General features: G+C 40.8%; 15 protein-coding genes and 3 pseudogenes. 12 read left to right on the plus strand and 6 right to left on the minus strand.

Translation table 11 applies throughout. The annotated features are described in order from the left end of the window. Positions 1-307: 307 nt before the first annotated feature. Both LC033_RS15250 and LC033_RS15255 read right to left on the minus strand, forming a co-directional pair. Complete coding sequence (locus LC033_RS15250) at positions 308-706, minus strand: DUF3221 domain-containing protein (protein ID WP_226569873.1); 399 nt, start codon at positions 704-706, stop codon at positions 308-310. A 760-nt stretch (positions 707-1,466) separates the two neighbouring features. Next, a complete protein-coding gene (locus tag LC033_RS15255) occupies positions 1,467-2,297 on the minus strand; it encodes an arylamine N-acetyltransferase family protein (RefSeq protein ID WP_226569896.1) in 831 nt (276 codons plus the stop codon). Between the two features lie 397 nt (positions 2,298-2,694). Between LC033_RS15255 and LC033_RS15260 the strand changes: the two genes are divergently transcribed. From LC033_RS15260 to LC033_RS15280, 5 genes are all read left to right on the plus strand, one after another. Further along, on the plus strand, positions 2,695-3,270 hold the full coding sequence (locus LC033_RS15260) for a cupin domain-containing protein (protein ID WP_226569875.1): 576 nt from the start codon (positions 2,695-2,697) through the stop codon (positions 3,268-3,270). A gap of 426 nt (positions 3,271-3,696) precedes the next feature. Further along, positions 3,697-4,650 (plus strand): ABC transporter substrate-binding protein, encoded by a 954-nt coding sequence (locus LC033_RS15265; RefSeq protein ID WP_226569877.1) that lies wholly within the window; start codon positions 3,697-3,699, stop codon positions 4,648-4,650. A 70-nt stretch (positions 4,651-4,720) separates the two neighbouring features. Further along, positions 4,721-5,737, plus strand: a complete 1,017-nt coding sequence (locus LC033_RS15270; protein WP_226569879.1) for a FecCD family ABC transporter permease — start codon at positions 4,721-4,723, stop codon at positions 5,735-5,737. Beyond that, positions 5,730-6,767, plus strand: a complete 1,038-nt coding sequence (locus tag LC033_RS15275; RefSeq protein ID WP_226569880.1) for a FecCD family ABC transporter permease — start codon at positions 5,730-5,732, stop codon at positions 6,765-6,767. Before LC033_RS15270 ends, LC033_RS15275 begins: the two co-directional genes overlap by 8 nt. A 21-nt stretch (positions 6,768-6,788) precedes the next feature. Continuing rightward, positions 6,789-7,532 carry an IucA/IucC family C-terminal-domain containing protein gene (locus LC033_RS15280; RefSeq protein ID WP_226569883.1) on the plus strand — a complete coding sequence of 248 codons (744 nt, stop codon included), beginning with the start codon at positions 6,789-6,791 and terminating at the stop codon, positions 7,530-7,532. A 36-nt stretch (positions 7,533-7,568) separates the two neighbouring features. Here the strand turns inward: LC033_RS15280 and LC033_RS15285 are convergent. Then, a pseudogene (locus LC033_RS15285) lies at positions 7,569-7,756 on the minus strand (hypothetical protein); the annotation flags it as partial. A 4-nt stretch (positions 7,757-7,760) separates the two neighbouring features. Here LC033_RS15285 and LC033_RS15290 point away from each other — a divergent pair. After that, a pseudogene (locus tag LC033_RS15290) lies at positions 7,761-8,090 on the plus strand (alanine--glyoxylate aminotransferase family protein); the annotation flags it as partial. Between the two features lie 112 nt (positions 8,091-8,202). Continuing rightward, positions 8,203-9,459 carry an MFS transporter gene (locus LC033_RS15295; protein ID WP_226569898.1) on the plus strand — a complete coding sequence of 419 codons (1,257 nt, stop codon included), beginning with the start codon at positions 8,203-8,205 and terminating at the stop codon, positions 9,457-9,459. 307 nt (positions 9,460-9,766) lie between these two features. Here the strand turns inward: LC033_RS15295 and LC033_RS17415 are convergent. After that, positions 9,767-9,876 (minus strand): annotated as a pseudogene (locus LC033_RS17415) (hypothetical protein); the annotation flags it as partial. A gap of 406 nt (positions 9,877-10,282) precedes the next feature. Here LC033_RS17415 and LC033_RS15305 point away from each other — a divergent pair. From LC033_RS15305 to yunB, 4 genes are all read left to right on the plus strand, one after another. Next, positions 10,283-11,134: a DUF72 domain-containing protein gene (locus tag LC033_RS15305; protein ID WP_226569885.1), complete on the plus strand. Its 852-nt coding sequence runs from the start codon at positions 10,283-10,285 to the stop codon at positions 11,132-11,134. A gap of 62 nt (positions 11,135-11,196) precedes the next feature. Continuing rightward, a complete protein-coding gene (locus LC033_RS15310) occupies positions 11,197-12,570 on the plus strand; it encodes a bifunctional metallophosphatase/5'-nucleotidase (protein ID WP_226569887.1) in 1,374 nt (457 codons plus the stop codon). Between the two features lie 66 nt (positions 12,571-12,636). Then, positions 12,637-12,942, plus strand: a complete 306-nt coding sequence (locus LC033_RS15315) for a YunC family protein (RefSeq protein WP_226569889.1) — start codon at positions 12,637-12,639, stop codon at positions 12,940-12,942. 69 nt (positions 12,943-13,011) lie between these two features. Then, positions 13,012-13,782, plus strand: a complete 771-nt coding sequence (yunB, locus tag LC033_RS15320) for a sporulation protein YunB (RefSeq protein ID WP_226569891.1) — start codon at positions 13,012-13,014, stop codon at positions 13,780-13,782. A 28-nt stretch (positions 13,783-13,810) separates the two neighbouring features. Here yunB and LC033_RS15325 read toward each other — a convergent pair whose 3' ends face one another. After that, positions 13,811-14,758: a M23 family metallopeptidase gene (locus LC033_RS15325; protein ID WP_226569900.1), complete on the minus strand. Its 948-nt coding sequence runs from the start codon at positions 14,756-14,758 to the stop codon at positions 13,811-13,813. 311 nt (positions 14,759-15,069) lie between these two features. Here LC033_RS15325 and lipA point away from each other — a divergent pair, with 311 nt between their 5' ends. Continuing rightward, positions 15,070-15,966, plus strand: a complete 897-nt coding sequence (gene lipA, locus LC033_RS15330) for a lipoyl synthase (RefSeq protein WP_226569894.1) — start codon at positions 15,070-15,072, stop codon at positions 15,964-15,966. A gap of 64 nt (positions 15,967-16,030) precedes the next feature. Here lipA and LC033_RS17420 read toward each other — a convergent pair. After that, positions 16,031-16,107: IS3 family transposase (locus LC033_RS17420; protein ID WP_326065740.1), on the minus strand; the 77-nt coding region annotated here is incomplete at its 5' end.

A 16,107-nucleotide genomic window follows, 5' to 3' on the forward strand; every position in this document is an offset into this window, starting at 1 on the left:
CTACTTCTAATTGATTTCTTCTCTCTTCTTCACGTTTCGATAACATGTTCATCCCCCGCAGAATTGTGTTATTACCCTTATTATACAAAAAAGCTTGTAGACTTTGTCTACAAGCTGATAAACCCCCGAAATGGGGGTTTATTTCAAATAAAACTGAATACAACGTATATCGCAACTTCAGCTACAAGTAAATAGATCATGTACCTTGCATATCTATACACATCATCGTCGTGAGCAGTTTTCTTACTTTTGAATGTCCATGCAAATAAACCTAAAACAGTTAACGCTAAGATGATTTTAAAGACATTTATTCTGATATCCTTTCAATAGTTGGCATACCAGCAATTGGTGGTATAGAGAACGTCCACATTTTTGAAAATACATTTAATTTTTCACCTATTTCATAATGATCATCTATAGAAATAGGAACTCTTAAAATTTTCCCTTGAGTAGCAAGCTCCCACCAATTATTTTGGTAAAGGAGTGCCTCCTCTTTTGTAGGTGTATCTGCAACAATCATATATTTGTTATCTACTGAGATCACATACCCTGTAAAAGGGATCTGTTCTTGTTTTTGAACAGAAGGGGAAGAATGATTTACCCCTTCTTTCGACTCCGCGAATGCTGGAACCCCGCCTAAAGTTAATCCACACCCCAGAGCTAAAGTTGTTGCGACTGTCGCAAGTTTTTGTTTTGTTGAAATCATATGTATAGCCTCCTTTTGTATTTTGCTACACTTATACATTTCTAAATTGGAAAGTTAACCCCTTTATAAATTGTATTATTTAACAAATATGTCACACTTATAAAAGGGAGTTATTCCGAAACAAGGCCACCTGTAATCGTAAAGAGATTTTCTCAAACGTCAAATCCTCAGTTTCTTCTTAGATCTAATGGTCAATTCTTGAATGCTTTAAAGCACACCTTAAAAACTTATCTTACAAGGAAAAATCTCTCTTAGAACTTTAACTGATTAACAGGTCGTCATCTAACTCAATATAATGGATGCTGCATGATGACTTTCAGAAGTTTCTTCTATAAGAATGTGTCCTTTACTCTATTGGAAAGTTCATGATTCCAGAAATAAACTTTCTCTGCAATGTGATCATGGATTTGTCAATCATGTTTTCACGCTTTCTTTAGCAGGACTCATATGCTTGCTTGAAATTTACGCTAAAAAAGCTTCTAAATGAATCACTCAGAATGCTTAGCTTTTTTCTGTTCTCCCACCACTTCTTTAGAGTTTTCTCATTCTCATTAGCATTCTCTCATTTGTTTTCCAGAAAGGAAGTGTTAACAAATGTGTTCCCGTCAAATGAGCTTCTTCTGCTGTTGCCAAAAATACTGTCCATGAAAGCGAATCCTGTGAAAAGTATTTGTTGCTATTTCTCAATAGAATAATCTAGGTGAAGTTTTATTGGTTATTTACTATATATAGCTTTACCTCTTCCGTTATTGCCCTGCCGCTAAACACTTCTGCAGCTATAATTTGGAATGATTTCAAATATCTCTGTAAGAATCTGATGGTACTCTTCTTCCGTTATGACTCGCTTTATTTTTTGTCCTTTTTTTGTTTCTGTAAAGCTTCGTTTTGTAAGGGATATATGTCCATCTTCAACTAATTTGATGATAATGTATCCTTTATTAAAAGGAGATTCTGGGTGTTCTACAATGATATCTTGTGTGGCATTTACTTTGTTTGTATCTATTGCATCCAAAGTAAATGCATATCCATTACGCCATGTATCTGTAAGTTCAGAATCAAGAAATTGAGCAGTTTCTCCATTTTCTCCTTTTCGCATTTCAAATAAATAGGTTCCTTTTTCAGTATTTTGCTTACGAATGCGATATTTTCCTGTTTGAGACGAGATCACTTCACCGCTGAATGGAACTGGATATAATGGAAGATATGAGGCAAAACCCACGTCTATAATATATTTTTGGCCATCATAATTTAAAATAATCATTACATGGCCGTTATCTGGCATCCACTTATCACCACTCAAATCATAGACTGTCCCAGTTGCTCGGTAGACATCAAATCCACAATCTTTTAAAAAGTAATATAATAAGGAATTAAGTTCATAGCATAGCCCTCCACGATTATTTAATAATAATTTTTCTTGAATGTTCTTTTTGTTAATTTTTGTAATTTCTTTTTCCATAACGTCCAAATTTTCATAAGGCAACACACATCCCATCTTCAGAAGAATTTCATGCAAATCTTCAAATTTTACATCCTCTTTCGGGTCCACCTGTAATCTGGAGAAAAAAAGCCGTTGAAATTCAGTCATGATAAATTCCCACCTTTCATTTGCAAAATTACCTTATAATACCACATTACATAATTTGTGTATTTAATCAAGCGGAAAGATAAAAAGATTATCATTGTCCATTAATTATAAAATGTAAATGAATTACTTTTTGAATATTAATTATAAGTTAAGTGTCATTTGGCATACGATAAAAATCAAAATAATGTTTGATCCCTTTTTTTCCATAAACATTTTTTATTCATTGTGTTTATGTAGCTGTGCAAGTTCATTTTTTGTGATTTTGATCTTGTTGCACTTATTAGTTATAAGAGAAGGGACTTCCACTCTTTTTATCTTCGTGAATTTAATGCGATCGAAGTACAATTTCTTAACCATTGCATAGGATGGTTTTATATAAAGGTGAAGGGGTTGAGTTAAAATGTACAATAATCCTTATTTTTATCCATATCAATATCCTTATTATATAAGTGTACCAAGGTATCATTATAGCGTACATCCTCCCGGTTACTGGAATTTCCCTCATGAAAGAAGGCTTGAAAACTTTAACGTTGATGGAAAAAGACGGTTAAAAGATTATGGAACAAAACCATTTGTCATCAATATCAATGAAGCAACAAAGCAAAATAACACTTATCGTACTGCCATATGGACAGGAACACATTTGCAAACTACTTTAATGAGTATTGACGTTGGTGAAGATATAGGGTTGGAAATGCATCCTGACGTTGATCAATTCTTAAGAATTGAACAAGGTCAAGGGATTGTTCAAATGGGAAAAAGTAAAAATAATTTAAAATTTAATAGAAATGTGTATGATGATTCTGCCATATTTATACCAGCCGGAACATGGCATAACCTAACTAACACAGGGAATATTCCGTTAAAACTTTACTCGATATATGCACCTCCTAATCATCCATTTGGGACTGTCCATGTAACCAAAGAAGACGCCTTAGCTTCGGAAGAAGGTCATAGTCATGGAAATAGAATTTAGTTCTTTTTGATAAGACTCTAGATGAGAACGAGCGGGGTCCAGCACATAGAATGTTTAGTGAATGAAGGATTGGAGGATGTTAAAAGGGGAATAAATTCTACACACATTCTCAAGAATTTATTCTAATGGGAGTTCTTGTAGGAAAAGTCTACTCTGAAGAATGGGAACGTACAGGAGAATCGAAACGTCGGTTAGTATCACTCATTATGGCAAAAATAATGGTAAATTGAATACGTTTTTCTCACAAGTTTAACTTGTATCTTTTGAACTTAATGACATAGTATTTTTTAATTTCCCTATTTTATGACCATCTTTCACTTATTTTTATATATTACATTGACACCATCTTTTTCTATGATAAAATCAAATTGTGATAATGAGAATCGTTATCAAATGATATGAATATAGAATGGATAGGTGAGGTACATGTTCAGAAAATCTTTTTGGTCGTTGTTAGTTGTGCTCTCCATCGTTTTACTTGCGGCTTGCGGGAATAATAGCAGTGAAGGCAAGTCAGATAGTAAAGATAAAACAAGAACCGTTGAAAGCACTATCGGTTCAACTGAAATAAAGGGGTCACCTAAACGTGTTGTGACGCTGTACCAAGGGGCGACAGATGTAGCAGTTGGTATGGGCATTAAACCAGTTGGTGTGGTAGAATCGTGGCTTGAAACACCTACTTATAAATATTTAAGAGATGATTTAAAGGATGTCAAAATTGTTGGGCAGGAAACACAGCCAAACTTAGAGGAAATTGAAAAGCTTAAGCCAGATTTGATTATTGCATCAAAAGTTCGTCACGAGCAAATTTTTGATCAGTTGAAGGAAATTGCTCCAACTGTTGCAACAGAAACCGTGTTCACCTTTAAAGATACAGTGAAATTGATGGGTGAAGCGTTAGATCAACAAGACAAATCGAAAGAATTGTTAACGAAGTGGGATGATCGTGTTGCTGACTTCAAAGAAAAGGCGAAAAAAGACATCAAAAACTGGCCAATGAATGTGGCAGTTGTCAACTTCCGTGCAGATCATGCAAGAATCTATCAAACTGGCTTTGCGGGGTCTATTTTAACAGAGCTTGGTTTTGAAGGACCGAAGAATGTCAAAGATAAAAAGCAAGATATCATCACACTAACAGACAAAGAGAGCATTCCACAAATGAATGCTGATGTGATCTATTACTTTATGGATGATCAGGATAAGGCGGTTGAAAAAGCGTATAAAGAGTGGACAAATCATCCTTTATGGAAGCAGCTTGACGCAGTGAAAGCGAAACAAGTGCATCGAGTAGATGAAATCACTTGGAACATGGGAGGCGGTATCATTGCTGCGAACATGATGCTTGATGATATTTACGATCGTCTAGGAATTGATAAATAAGACATAGCAGAGGAGAAAATGTGAAAAACCATTTTCTCCTTTTTCCATCACAGTTGAAAGCGGGAATCAGATGAGAAGTTTATTAAAAAAGGATTCAAGCAAGGCACTGCTTTTTGCTGGATTCATCGTGTTGATGTTGGTCTTTTTTATGCTCAGTATTTCCCTTGGGCAAACCTCGATTTCCCTCAAAGCCACCATCCATGCTTTTCTTCATTTTGATGAATCGGATCCAAACAGTGTTATTGTCATGACATCCAGATTATCAAGAGCTTTAATTGCAACGGTCGTTGGATCAAGCCTTGCGATTTCAGGTGCACTCATGCAGGCATTGACAAGAAATCCGCTTGCTGCGCCTGATTTATTAGGGATTAATGCAGGTGGACTATTTTTTATCGTCATCTCCATTGTTTTCTTTTCTGCAGAGTCGTTAACAGTCTATATGTGGACAGCCTTTTTAGGTGCTGCGATTGCAGGGATGCTCATGTTCCTATTGGGTTCCATTGGGAGAGATGGACTGACGCCGGTTAAAATTGTGCTTGCAGGTGCTGCGATATCCGCACTGTTTGTATCCTTTACGCAAGGGCTTTTAATCGTAAATGAACAGTCGATTCAAAGTATCCTGTTCTGGATGGCTGGTTCGGTGTCAGGAAGAAGTATTGATATGCTAATCCCTGTTTTGCCTTATATTCTAGGTGCTACTGTTGTGGCGCTGCTTCTTGGTCGCTCAATCAATGTTCTTTTGTCGGGAGATGATATTGCCAAGGGGCTCGGTCAGCGTACGCTGCTGCTAAAAATCACGATGGGGGTACTGGTCGTCTTTTTAGCAGGTGGTTCCATCGCTGTAGCAGGCTCGATTGGGTTTGTTGGTTTTCTTGTGCCGCATATTGTGAAAAAGCTTGTCGGACCTGACTATCGCTGGGTACTGCCGTATTGTGCCGTCGTGGGGGCGTCACTTTTACTTGTCGCAGATCTTGCGGCTCGTTTTCTGATCATGCCGCAGGAAGTACCGATAGGCGTCATGACAGCAGTAGCAGGAGCGCCTTTATTTGTTTATCTCGTGCGCAAGGGGTTGAAGACAGGTGGCTAAAACATATACAGTGCGTTCAAAGGGTGGGCGCATTTCATTTCAATTTTCAAAGCGGACATTTTTGATTTTACTTTTATTGACGGTCATTGCCTTTGGCTTATTTATTCTTAGTCTCTGTATGGGCAGCCGGTTTATTCAGCCGGTGGATGTGCTGCTGCACTTAATCGGTCAAGGTGAGGGAAATACCTTTGTGTTAAATACGCTGAGGATTCCAAGAACCTTGCTTGCTGTCTTAGTCGGAGCGGCACTAGCGGTATCAGGACTCATTTTACAAGGATTAATTCGAAATCCGCTTGCATCGCCTGACATCATTGGAATTACAAGTGGTGCTTCGTTTGGTGCGATTATGTTCATCGTCTTTTGTATGGGCACTGTACCAATAGCCTATCAGTCATTATGGGCAATTGCAGGTGCTTTTGCGGTGTCGTGCCTGATCTATTTGCTTTCATGGAAAAAAGGGGTCAAACCGATCACACTTGTCCTGATGGGATTTGGTATTTCCGCCATCATGAAGGCGTGTGTGACATTTACCCTTGTTCTCAGTGATACGATGACCACGACAAAGTCATACATATGGCTGACGGGCAGTCTATATGGTTCGACAATGAAAGATGTGACTGCCATGCTTCCTTGGGTGATGATCATTTTACCGATCGTCATGGTGTTAGCAAGAACAATGAATGTGAAGGAGCTTGGAGATGATCTTGCAACAGGTCTTGGGGTAAAGGTACAGGCCAAGCGATTATTCTTTTTGCTGTTGAGTGTGACATTAGCTGGTATTGCCGTTGCATTTGCAGGCAGTATTGAATTTGTCGGACTCATGGCGCCGCATGTCGCAAGGATGATCATCGGCCGTTCTTTCATTGCGCTGGTACCAGCCTCTGCTCTAGTCGGAAGTATACTTGTCATGCTGGCAGATCTTGTAGCTAGAACCGCTTTTCTACCGTTAGATGTCCCAGCAGGTGTATTCACGGCGGCAATTGGGGCACCATTCTTTATTTATTTGTTATATCAACAGCGAAATCGATAAACGAAAGATGGGGGTTTTGATATGAGGCCAGAGTGGGTTGAGAGAGAATTACTTAATTTCGGGGTACACATCACAAATGGACCAATCACGTCCGATCGCACACTTGCTGCGCTTTTTTCAGAAGAATCCGCCATGCGTTTATTGGAAGCTGAACAGGCAGTCATGCATGCACCGAATCTTGCGGTGGCAGCTTCTATGTTTTCAAAGCGCTATGCGTACTTAGCTGTCAGTTCCTCTTTGTACTTGATGACATTGTATGATGACATCTATCAGTTTTCACCGGAGGCATGTGCATTTAGAGAGGATTGGAAAATCGAACTTGATGAAATGCGTTGTTCATTTGCTCAACTAGAAGGAGATCGTCATGAATGGAGAGAGCAGGTTGTGCACACGCTGTTTACGCAGTGTGTCACACCTCTTTTAGACGTACTGAACCGTACATCAAGACTTCCTTATTCTATTTTGTGGGAGAATGTAGCGGTTCGCATCAACTCTCTTTATCACAGCATGATGCGGGAATCTGATGAGCCTGAAGTGAAAAAGCGCGTGCAGAAGGATTATCTGTTTCTGAAGCAAGCGACGGGTGAGATATTTGGAGCGAAGCAAAATCCATTCCGGCACAGTTTAAACTTAGACGAGAGTTTACTGGAAACATCCAACCGGAAGACTTGCTGTATGTATTATCAGCTTGAGAAAAAATCGGAGAGTCTTGATTATTGTCTCGTCTGTCCGCTTGAAAAAAAGAAAGGCACTGCTTGTACGTAGCAGTGCCATTTTGCGTGATTCCCAAATTGCGCTTGCTCATTCAGGATGATTGATGAAAGGATTGCGGTTGTGCTGATACGTTTGATAGATGATCTCGTTGCGGCCTTGGATTGTCCCAAAATTGCCATGAGACTTTGCCCAGACATGCTCTCGATTCCACTGGCTGACTTGGCTTGCTTTGAGCGGGAGACGCCGCTATAGAACAAAAGAACATGGTTTGGATTATGTTTTCGGCGGCACTTGTTTCATGAAAAAGCTTTAATGAAAGGTCTTGAAGCGATGGGGCTTGAATTATTTGGCGATCCTGGTTCTAAAATACCGGTTGTAATACGCATTCTGAATCCACATGATATTGACGTCGAAGCGGTGCGTGCCGATCTGCTCCATCATTTTGAAATTGTATTTATGAGTTCATTTTGGACCGCTTGCGGGACGCATATGGAGGATAGGCACAATGGGCTATAGCTGCCGAAAGGAAAACGTTCTGTTTGTTTTAGCAGGGCTTGAGGCGTTTCTGATCAAAAGGCGGCTCTTTCTATCTATGAACAAGCTGATTAAAGATATCCAATACTCGCAATTTGCGGGTTATTTTTTAGTTGGAAAAGAACCCTAATTTTTGAAAAACTAGACTTATAGGGAGCAAAGTCGCTATACTGAAGAAGTTATTATCATTTTTGTCAGCAGAAAGAGGTTTTTTGATATGAAGAAGATGAGCAGATTATACATTTTGATGCTGAATATTTTTATTGCTATGCTTGGTTTTGGCCTCATTGTCCCTGTCATGCCAAGTTATATTGAAGCCTTTGGGGCAACAGGGAAGACGCTGGGTTTTCTTGTTGCTGCAACTGGTCTTACACAATTTGCGTTATCACCAATCGCTGGCGTACTGACTGACCGGTTCGGACGCAGAAAATTGATTATTGCCGGAATTGCCGGCTTTACCATTGCCCAATTTATCTTTGCGTTTGCCGATCAGCTTTGGATGCTGTTTGTGTCTCGGTTTTTAGGCGGAGCTGCCGGGGCATTGCTGATGCCTGCTATGTTTGCATACATCGCCGATATTACAAGCGAAAAGGAACGCGGGAAAGGGATGGGTCTATTTAGTGCAGCGATGACACTAGGTTTTGTCATTGGACCGGGCGTAGGTGGATATTTAGTGGAGTTCGGTATCGCTTTTCCTTTTCTCATCGCAGGCTCCTTTGCAGCACTTTCCACCCTTTTATCCGTCATGTTTTTACCTGAAACATTAACAAAGGAAAAGCAGGAAGAAGCACGGTTGAACAAAGATATTCATTTCAATCCTTTTGCGCAAATGATTCAAGCTTTAAAGACTTCATACGGTTTTTTGTTTATATTGGCCTTTGTCCTCAATTTTGGAATCATCCATTTTGAATCAATTTTCGGTTTATATGTGGACCAAAAACACGGATTTACACCGAAAGATATTGCATTTGTGATTACGGTTGCAGGACTTGCTGGAGTGCTTGTCCAAGGTGCCTTAGTGAATACCTGTGTAAAACGATTTGGTGAAATGCATGTCGTGCGTTATGCGCTGCTAGGTGCGGCTTTTATGCTGATCGCTTGCCGTTTTGCGCCCTCTTTTTGGTTGATCTTTACCTGTTCAATTTTATTTTTGTCAGCCACCTCTTTTGTGCGTCCAGCCCTCAACACATTGCTATCTAAAATGGCAGGGAATCAGCAAGGATTAGCAGGCGGTCTCAATACGTCCTTTATGAGTCTTGCCAATATCGTCGGCCCGAGCCTTGCGGGCATTTTATTTGATGTGAATATTGAGCTTCCTTTTATGTTTGGGACACTGGTGCTTTGCGTCAGTTTCATTGCGTCCATCGTATGGGCGAAAAAAGTGCAGCAGCATTCTCATGTCGTCTTAAAGGCAGAAGATAAAAAACCGATCAGCACGGAATGATCGGTTTTTTATCTTTTCATAGATTAGATGACATCATCTCTCGCTAAGTGATTCCCTCGACCAGCCGCTATGATGTAAGTGCGTGTGCGTATCAGAATATGAAAATGTCAGGGTTGTGGCATCGGTACTAGGAGGAACCAGCATATCTGAATTCTCCATATCTCGAAGGTCGTACCGCGGTTCTAAATTCTACCATCCTCTCGAATCCGTTGCTGGATGTGACGCGGCACTTCATCCATTTTTCACAACTCCCTGTGTCTCACTTATATGAAGCACGAGAAAAGAAGATTCAACTGAATACGGCGAGACATTTCTCCAGTCGATAAATCACAGTGTTGCGAGAACATACACGCATTTTGCTGTTTCTAAAATATGTCAATGTGTCACTATAGACACAGATAAGGTGTGGATTCGAGAGCTATTGTCGCCTATCTCAGACCAACTGCCTGTCTCTTCCATCAATAAAATGCCCATATCGCCTTTGACAAAAAGAAAGGCAGGAAATGGGCAAACAAATCAAATACTTGATCTAATTTGCTGTTTGCAAACCAAACATAAGAAGGAGATCCCTGAGCTTAATCCAACGGTCGTACCCTCTATCCATCTGCGAAACCATTTTTAGATAGGAAGTTGTCAACTAATATCACACACAAGGAGGCAGGACAAAATCACGTGCCATCAGTCACCTTCATTCAGAATTACGGGTAAATGTGATATGTTGTAGACAGAAGAATTTCTTTTAGAAATATGGGTATCCCAATAGACAAAGGCTTTGATTGAGAGGGAAACCGTCTATACCAGCGAGTGGCAAGAGGTGAGATATTTGATTTATATCGGATTAACTGGATGGGGAGATCATGACAGTCTTTATCCGCCGAAAATAGGCAGCTCTCAAAAGCTGTTTCACTACGCATCAACGTTTCCCATTGTGGAACTGGATGCAAGCTTTTATGCTGTTCAGCCTGAGCGCAATCATGAAAAGTGGATAAAAGATACACCGGACGCTTTTCAATTTGTCGTGAAAGCATACCAAGGAATGACCGGACATCAAAGAGGCGAGATTCCGTTTGCATCGAAGGAAGAAATGTTTGATGCATTTATCCTCTCTTTGACTCCGCTCATTCGGGAAGGGAAACTGGCTATGGTCCTGTTTCAATTTCCCCCATGGTTTGATTGCCAAAAGGAGCACGTCCACTATTTAAGATGGTGTAAGGAGAAGATGGGTGACATTCCGTGTGCACTCGAATTCAGAAACCGGACATGGTTTTCAACTGAATTTTATAAGCAAACCCTGTCCTTTATGGAGAAAGAAGGGTGGATTCATTCGGTCTGTGATGAACCACAAGTCGGAGAAGGGTCCATTCCACCAGTCATACAAGCCACACACCGTGACAAAACATTAGTCCGTTTCCACGGAAGAAATAAACAGGGCTGGCTTCACCCAGCAGACCATGAGAACTGGCGTGAAGTTCGTTACTTATATTTATATAATGAAGCTGAACTAAAGGAATGGAAAAAGAATCTTGACATCCTGCATCAGCAATCAAAAGATGTATATGTCGTGTTTAATAATAACTCTGGGGGAGATGCAGCGGCGAATGGCCAGCAAATGATTAATTTTCTGGATATTACCTATTCAAGTTTATCCCCGAAGCAGTTAGATTTATTTAGTTAAAAGAGAGCTGCGGCTTTCAACCTGAATGAATGGTTCAGTGACAACTTGAGGGAGAGATCGACATGCTGCAGAAGCTATGGTTATATCATACAAACGACTTGCACAGCCACTTTGAGAACTGGGCAAAAATCGCAGCTTATATCGAAGAAAAGCGTCAAGTTCACGATCAGATGCTCTTATTAGATATTGGCGACCATATGGACCGAGTGAACCTAGTGTCAGAAGCTGATTATGGAAAGGTCAATGTCCAGCTCCTGAATCAGCTTGGCTATGATGGGGTGACGATTGGCAATAATGAAGGCATTACGTTGCCACATGATCAACTGGATCAATTGTACGAAGAAGCTCAATTTCCAGTGATCCTGTCTAATTTATTTGAGAAAGGAAAAAGGCCATCTTGGGCAAAGCCTTATCATTTGATCACATTGGAGAATGGGCTGAAGCTATGCATCTTAGGGGTCACCATTGCTTATACCCCTGTATATGAAAAGCTTGGCTGGGACATTACAGACCCGTTTGACAGCATACGGGACATGCTGCATGAAGTAAAAGGACAGGCTGATGTCATTGTGCTCCTGTCTCACCTTGGCATCATTTATGATCGGGAAGTAGCCCGTAATTTCCCAGAAATTGATATCATTTTAGGTTCACACACACATCACCTTTTAGAATATGGTGAAATGGACAATGGTGTGCTTCTTGCATGTGCTGAAAAGTATGGACATTATATTGGCTGTGTAGAGCTGACCATTGACACAGCGCAAAACGAGCTCATAGAGAAAAAAGCGACGGTGCAATCAGTGGATCAGCTCATTAGCGAATCGGATGAAGCCATGACGACCTTGCAGCAAGCAGAAAGAAAAGCGAAAGCACTGATGAAGGAAGAAGTGACATCAATCAAGACGAAGCTTGAAACGAAGTGGTTCGACGTATCTCCGCTTCCGCAACTGTTAACAGATGCTATTAAAGATTGGTGCGGGGCAGAAATCGGCATGATGAATGCAGGCATGGTGCTGGATTCATTAGAGGCCGGGGTTGTGACAAGAGAAGACATCCACCGGATATGTCCGCATCCAATTAATCCGATTCGGGTGACGCTTACCGGTAAACAGCTGCTAGAAACAGTTCAGCGGGCCTGTGAAGAAAAAATAGAACAGCTGCGCATTAAAGGCTTTGGTTTTAGAGGTGAATTGATGGGGAAAATGCTATACAGCGGTTTAACCTATTCATTAAAAGAAGGCGAAGATAAACGAGTAAAAGAAGTCTTTGTTCACGGTCAATTGATCAAAGAGGATGATTCCTATACAGTTGGCACAGTGGATATGTATACACTAGGATCCCTTTTTCCTCATATAAGTGACCATGAACCTATTGAATATTTCATGCCGGAATTTTTACGTGATGTGCTTAGCTGGTGCTTAAAGAAAGCAAGGTGAAATCCGCTTCAGCCTAACACACTCGCCCTTCCTTCACATAAATTGTGATGAAGGGAGTGAAGGGATTTGGTGAATTTAACACCGATTACAATTGATGGCCATTCCTTTACAGCCGTCACCGTCAAACTGCCGAAGACCAATTTCATGGCCGTCACCAATGAGTATGGTTATATTATGTGCGGTGCACTTGATGTCGGGCTCTTAAATGAAAAGCTTGCAGATAGAGGAATCATCGCAGGAAGAGCGGTCGGTGTCAGAACCATTAACCAGCTGCTGGATGCTCCTTTAGAATCTGTGACATACGCCGCAGAAGAGCTAGGGATTCAAGCTGGAACAATCGGAAGAGACGCATTATTAAAAATGGTGAAATAAAATGGAGAGATGATTCCTATCCCCCCGCCTGTCTGCATACACTTGTAATGGAGAAGGGGGGATTTTTTATTGAGAATGAACCGCCGTTATCGCCCCTACAAAAAGGGCCCTTTGCCATTTCGTTATGTCATGCTGCTTGCTGTTGTGTTTTTTGTGCTCTCTACAGTGATTAGTCTTTTCTTCATTAGCCATTCAATAAAACCTACCCTTATTCATATTGCTGAACTAGAAACAGAACGTATAGCCAATCATCTTATTCAATATTCTGTTCAGAATTTTGCAGATGATCAGGAGAATATGAAGGATATGGTGGTGATGAATACAAGTGAGAACGGAAAAGTGACAACCATCGATTTTAATGCTCAAGCAACATCGAAAGCAATGGCTGACCTGTCACGTCACCTCCAAAAAAATTTAGAGGACATTGAAAAGGGGAATTTTCAAAAAGATGCGAAAGAAGCATTAAAGGATCAAGCAGACGGACATGATGGCATTATATACAATATTCCGCTTGGGCAAGCTTCCGGAAATGCATTGATAGCGAACTTAGGGCCTAAAGTGCCTGTACGATTTAGTGTCATTGGTGACCCACATACAGACGTTGAAAAAAATATAAAACCTTATGGCATTAACAATGCCTTGATAGATATTAGTGTGCTGATCGAGGTGAAGGTGAGGGTCATCATTCCGTTTGCATCTGAAGCCATCGTGGTGAAAAATTCTGTTCCTGTTTCTATACAAGCCGTTCAAGGAGACGTACCAGATTATTATAATGGCAGCGGGACGAAATCTGGTGCTCCATCGATTGTTCTGCCAGAGAAAAAGGATAAAGAAGAATAACAGCCCAATAAAAGAATTGGGCTGTTTGTTATGATTGGCGTTTCCGCTCGGCTCTTTCCCACGAACGCAGATGAGGATATGGATCAAACGACCATTCAGTTCGTCCGTTGTCCTTATACATACCATAGTGGAGGTGTGGTGGAAACTTTCCAGATGTGCCAGGAGGACCATAACCGGAACTTCCGACAGACCCAATGACCTGTCCAGGCTTAACAATTTGTCCAGTCTTTAGCCCTTTCGCAAAGCCATTTAAGTGAGCGAAATAATGATAGTGATTTTGAATATCTCGAATGCCTATCCGCCAGCCGCCAAAGCGGTTCCAGCCTTTCATTTCAACGATGCCATATGAGGTCGCACGAACAGGAAGACCATAATGAGCAAATAAATCTGTGCCTTCATGGATTCTTCTGCCTCCAAAGCCTCTTGCATCTCCCCATGTACTTCGGTAGCTGTAATCAGCCCCAACCGGAAGCGGAAATGCATGCTTCCCGAGGTCAAGATGACCGTAGTGCTTATATAGCTTCATAAATGATGAAATGATTCCAACGGTTTTATCACGTCCATAATAGTCCCATAAACCGATTTTTAATTGGTCGATGCTACTGCCATAGTGAAGTAGATATTGAGCAAACGTGAACAACACATCTTCATCGTTATCAATTTCAGCTTTTCCATCCCCATTTCCATCAAGCCCAATACCGTCAAACACTTTAATGCTTAAGGGGGAGGTATCTTGCGTATTCGGGTTTTCTGGCCCAATCCAAATTTCCCGGGGAATGTAGATGCCAATGACGCCTTTTTGTTTCGGTAAATCTTTTCTGCTTTTTCGAATGTTTTGCTCATATTGATCAACAGCAGCAAGTACATACCATGGAACCTGTGTTGTGATGGCAACTTTTTCGTAGAGTGCCATTCGCTGTTTCAATTCATCTGTCTGCTTGTTTTTCCCTTGCGCATGAACAGGCATAGGTATCATTGAAAGAGCTATGATGATGGCTAAAACCACTTTCACAAACTCCAACTCCTTTCTTCGGGCATCATCTTCTACTTTTAGTATGGTTCGATTGCTGTAATTCATAAGAAGAAAATGTTAGTAATTTTCTTTTATTGTTTAGTAGGCTTTTGTGTATTTTTGCAGTTCATTCCCTTGTTGTTCAATCTGTACTATGTTAAAGTGTCTAAAGAAAAGGCTTTATGCCAAAGATTCAATGTTTTGCAGCTGCTGGCTGCATCCATCGTATATAGCAGGAAATGCACCTTTAACGAATTCATATGGAGATGATGGAATTGGCAAAGAAGGAAGAGTACGTAAGAAAACCGGACTGGCTTAAAATTAAGCTGAATACGAATGAAAACTATACCGGTTTGAAAAAAATGATGAGGGAAAACAACCTGCATACCGTTTGTGAGGAAGCGAAATGTCCGAATATTCACGAATGCTGGGCAGTTAGAAGAACCGCTACATTTATGATCCTCGGGTCTGTTTGTACGCGCGCATGCCGTTTCTGTGCAGTGAAAACTGGACTTCCAACTGAGCTTGACCTTCAAGAACCGGAACGCGTTGCAGATTCAGTGGCTTTGATGAACTTAAAGCACGCAGTTATAACAGCGGTTGCAAGGGATGACCAAAAAGATGGCGGAGCAGGCGTTTTTGCTGAAACTGTCCGTGCTATTAGAAGAAAAAGTCCATTCACGACGATTGAAGTTCTCCCTTCAGACATGGGTGGCGATGATGATAATTTGAAAACATTGATGGATACACGCCCTGACATTTTAAATCACAATATTGAAACAGTGCGTAGGTTAACACCAAGGGTTCGTGCACGTGCTACATATGATCGGTCATTAGAATTCTTGCGTCGTGCAAAAGAAATGCAGCCTGACATTCCAACGAAATCCAGTATTATGATTGGACTCGGTGAAACGAAAGAAGAAATCATTGAGGTCATGGATGATCTTCTTGCCAATAATGTAGACATCATGGCAATTGGTCAGTATTTACAGCCTTCGAAAAAGCATTTGAAAGTACAAAAATACTACCATCCAGATGAGTTTGCAGAGCTGAAGGACATTGCGATGTCAAAAGGCTTTAGCCACTGTGAAGCTGGGCCGCTTGTCCGTTCTTCCTACCATGCAGACGAACAAGTAAACGAAGCGTCTAAAAAGCGTCAGGCGCAAGCATAACAAAAGAAAACGCCAGAGGACGTCGGGACTGACCCCCGTTTTTGAGACAGGGATCAAAACACCTTTATACAGCCAATTGCCGATAGTTTATCGGTGATTGGTTGTTTAGTTTTGTTTGAATACGAATGTTGTTATAATAAT

The sequence above is a fragment of the Bacillus stratosphericus genome (assembly GCF_020524495.1).
Taxonomy (GTDB): Bacteria; Bacillota; Bacilli; order Bacillales; family Bacillaceae; genus Bacillus; species Bacillus stratosphericus_B.

Excerpts from the sequence above, each read along its gene's own strand:
- LC033_RS15265 (WP_226569877.1), top strand. The coding sequence starts at position 3,697 with ATGTTCAGAAAATCTTTTTGGTCGTTGTTAGTTGTGCTCTCCATCGTT.
- LC033_RS15250 (WP_226569873.1), bottom strand. The coding sequence starts at position 706 with ATGATTTCAACAAAACAAAAACTTGCGACAGTCGCAACAACTTTAGCT.
- LC033_RS15325 (WP_226569900.1), bottom strand. The coding sequence starts at position 14,758 with ATGATACCTATGCCTGTTCATGCGCAAGGGAAAAACAAGCAGACAGAT.
- LC033_RS15310 (WP_226569887.1), top strand. The coding sequence starts at position 11,197 with ATGCTGCAGAAGCTATGGTTATATCATACAAACGACTTGCACAGCCAC.
- LC033_RS15260 (WP_226569875.1), top strand. The coding sequence starts at position 2,695 with ATGTACAATAATCCTTATTTTTATCCATATCAATATCCTTATTATATA.
- LC033_RS15270 (WP_226569879.1), top strand. The coding sequence starts at position 4,721 with ATGAGAAGTTTATTAAAAAAGGATTCAAGCAAGGCACTGCTTTTTGCT.
- LC033_RS15280 (WP_226569883.1), top strand. The coding sequence starts at position 6,789 with ATGAGGCCAGAGTGGGTTGAGAGAGAATTACTTAATTTCGGGGTACAC.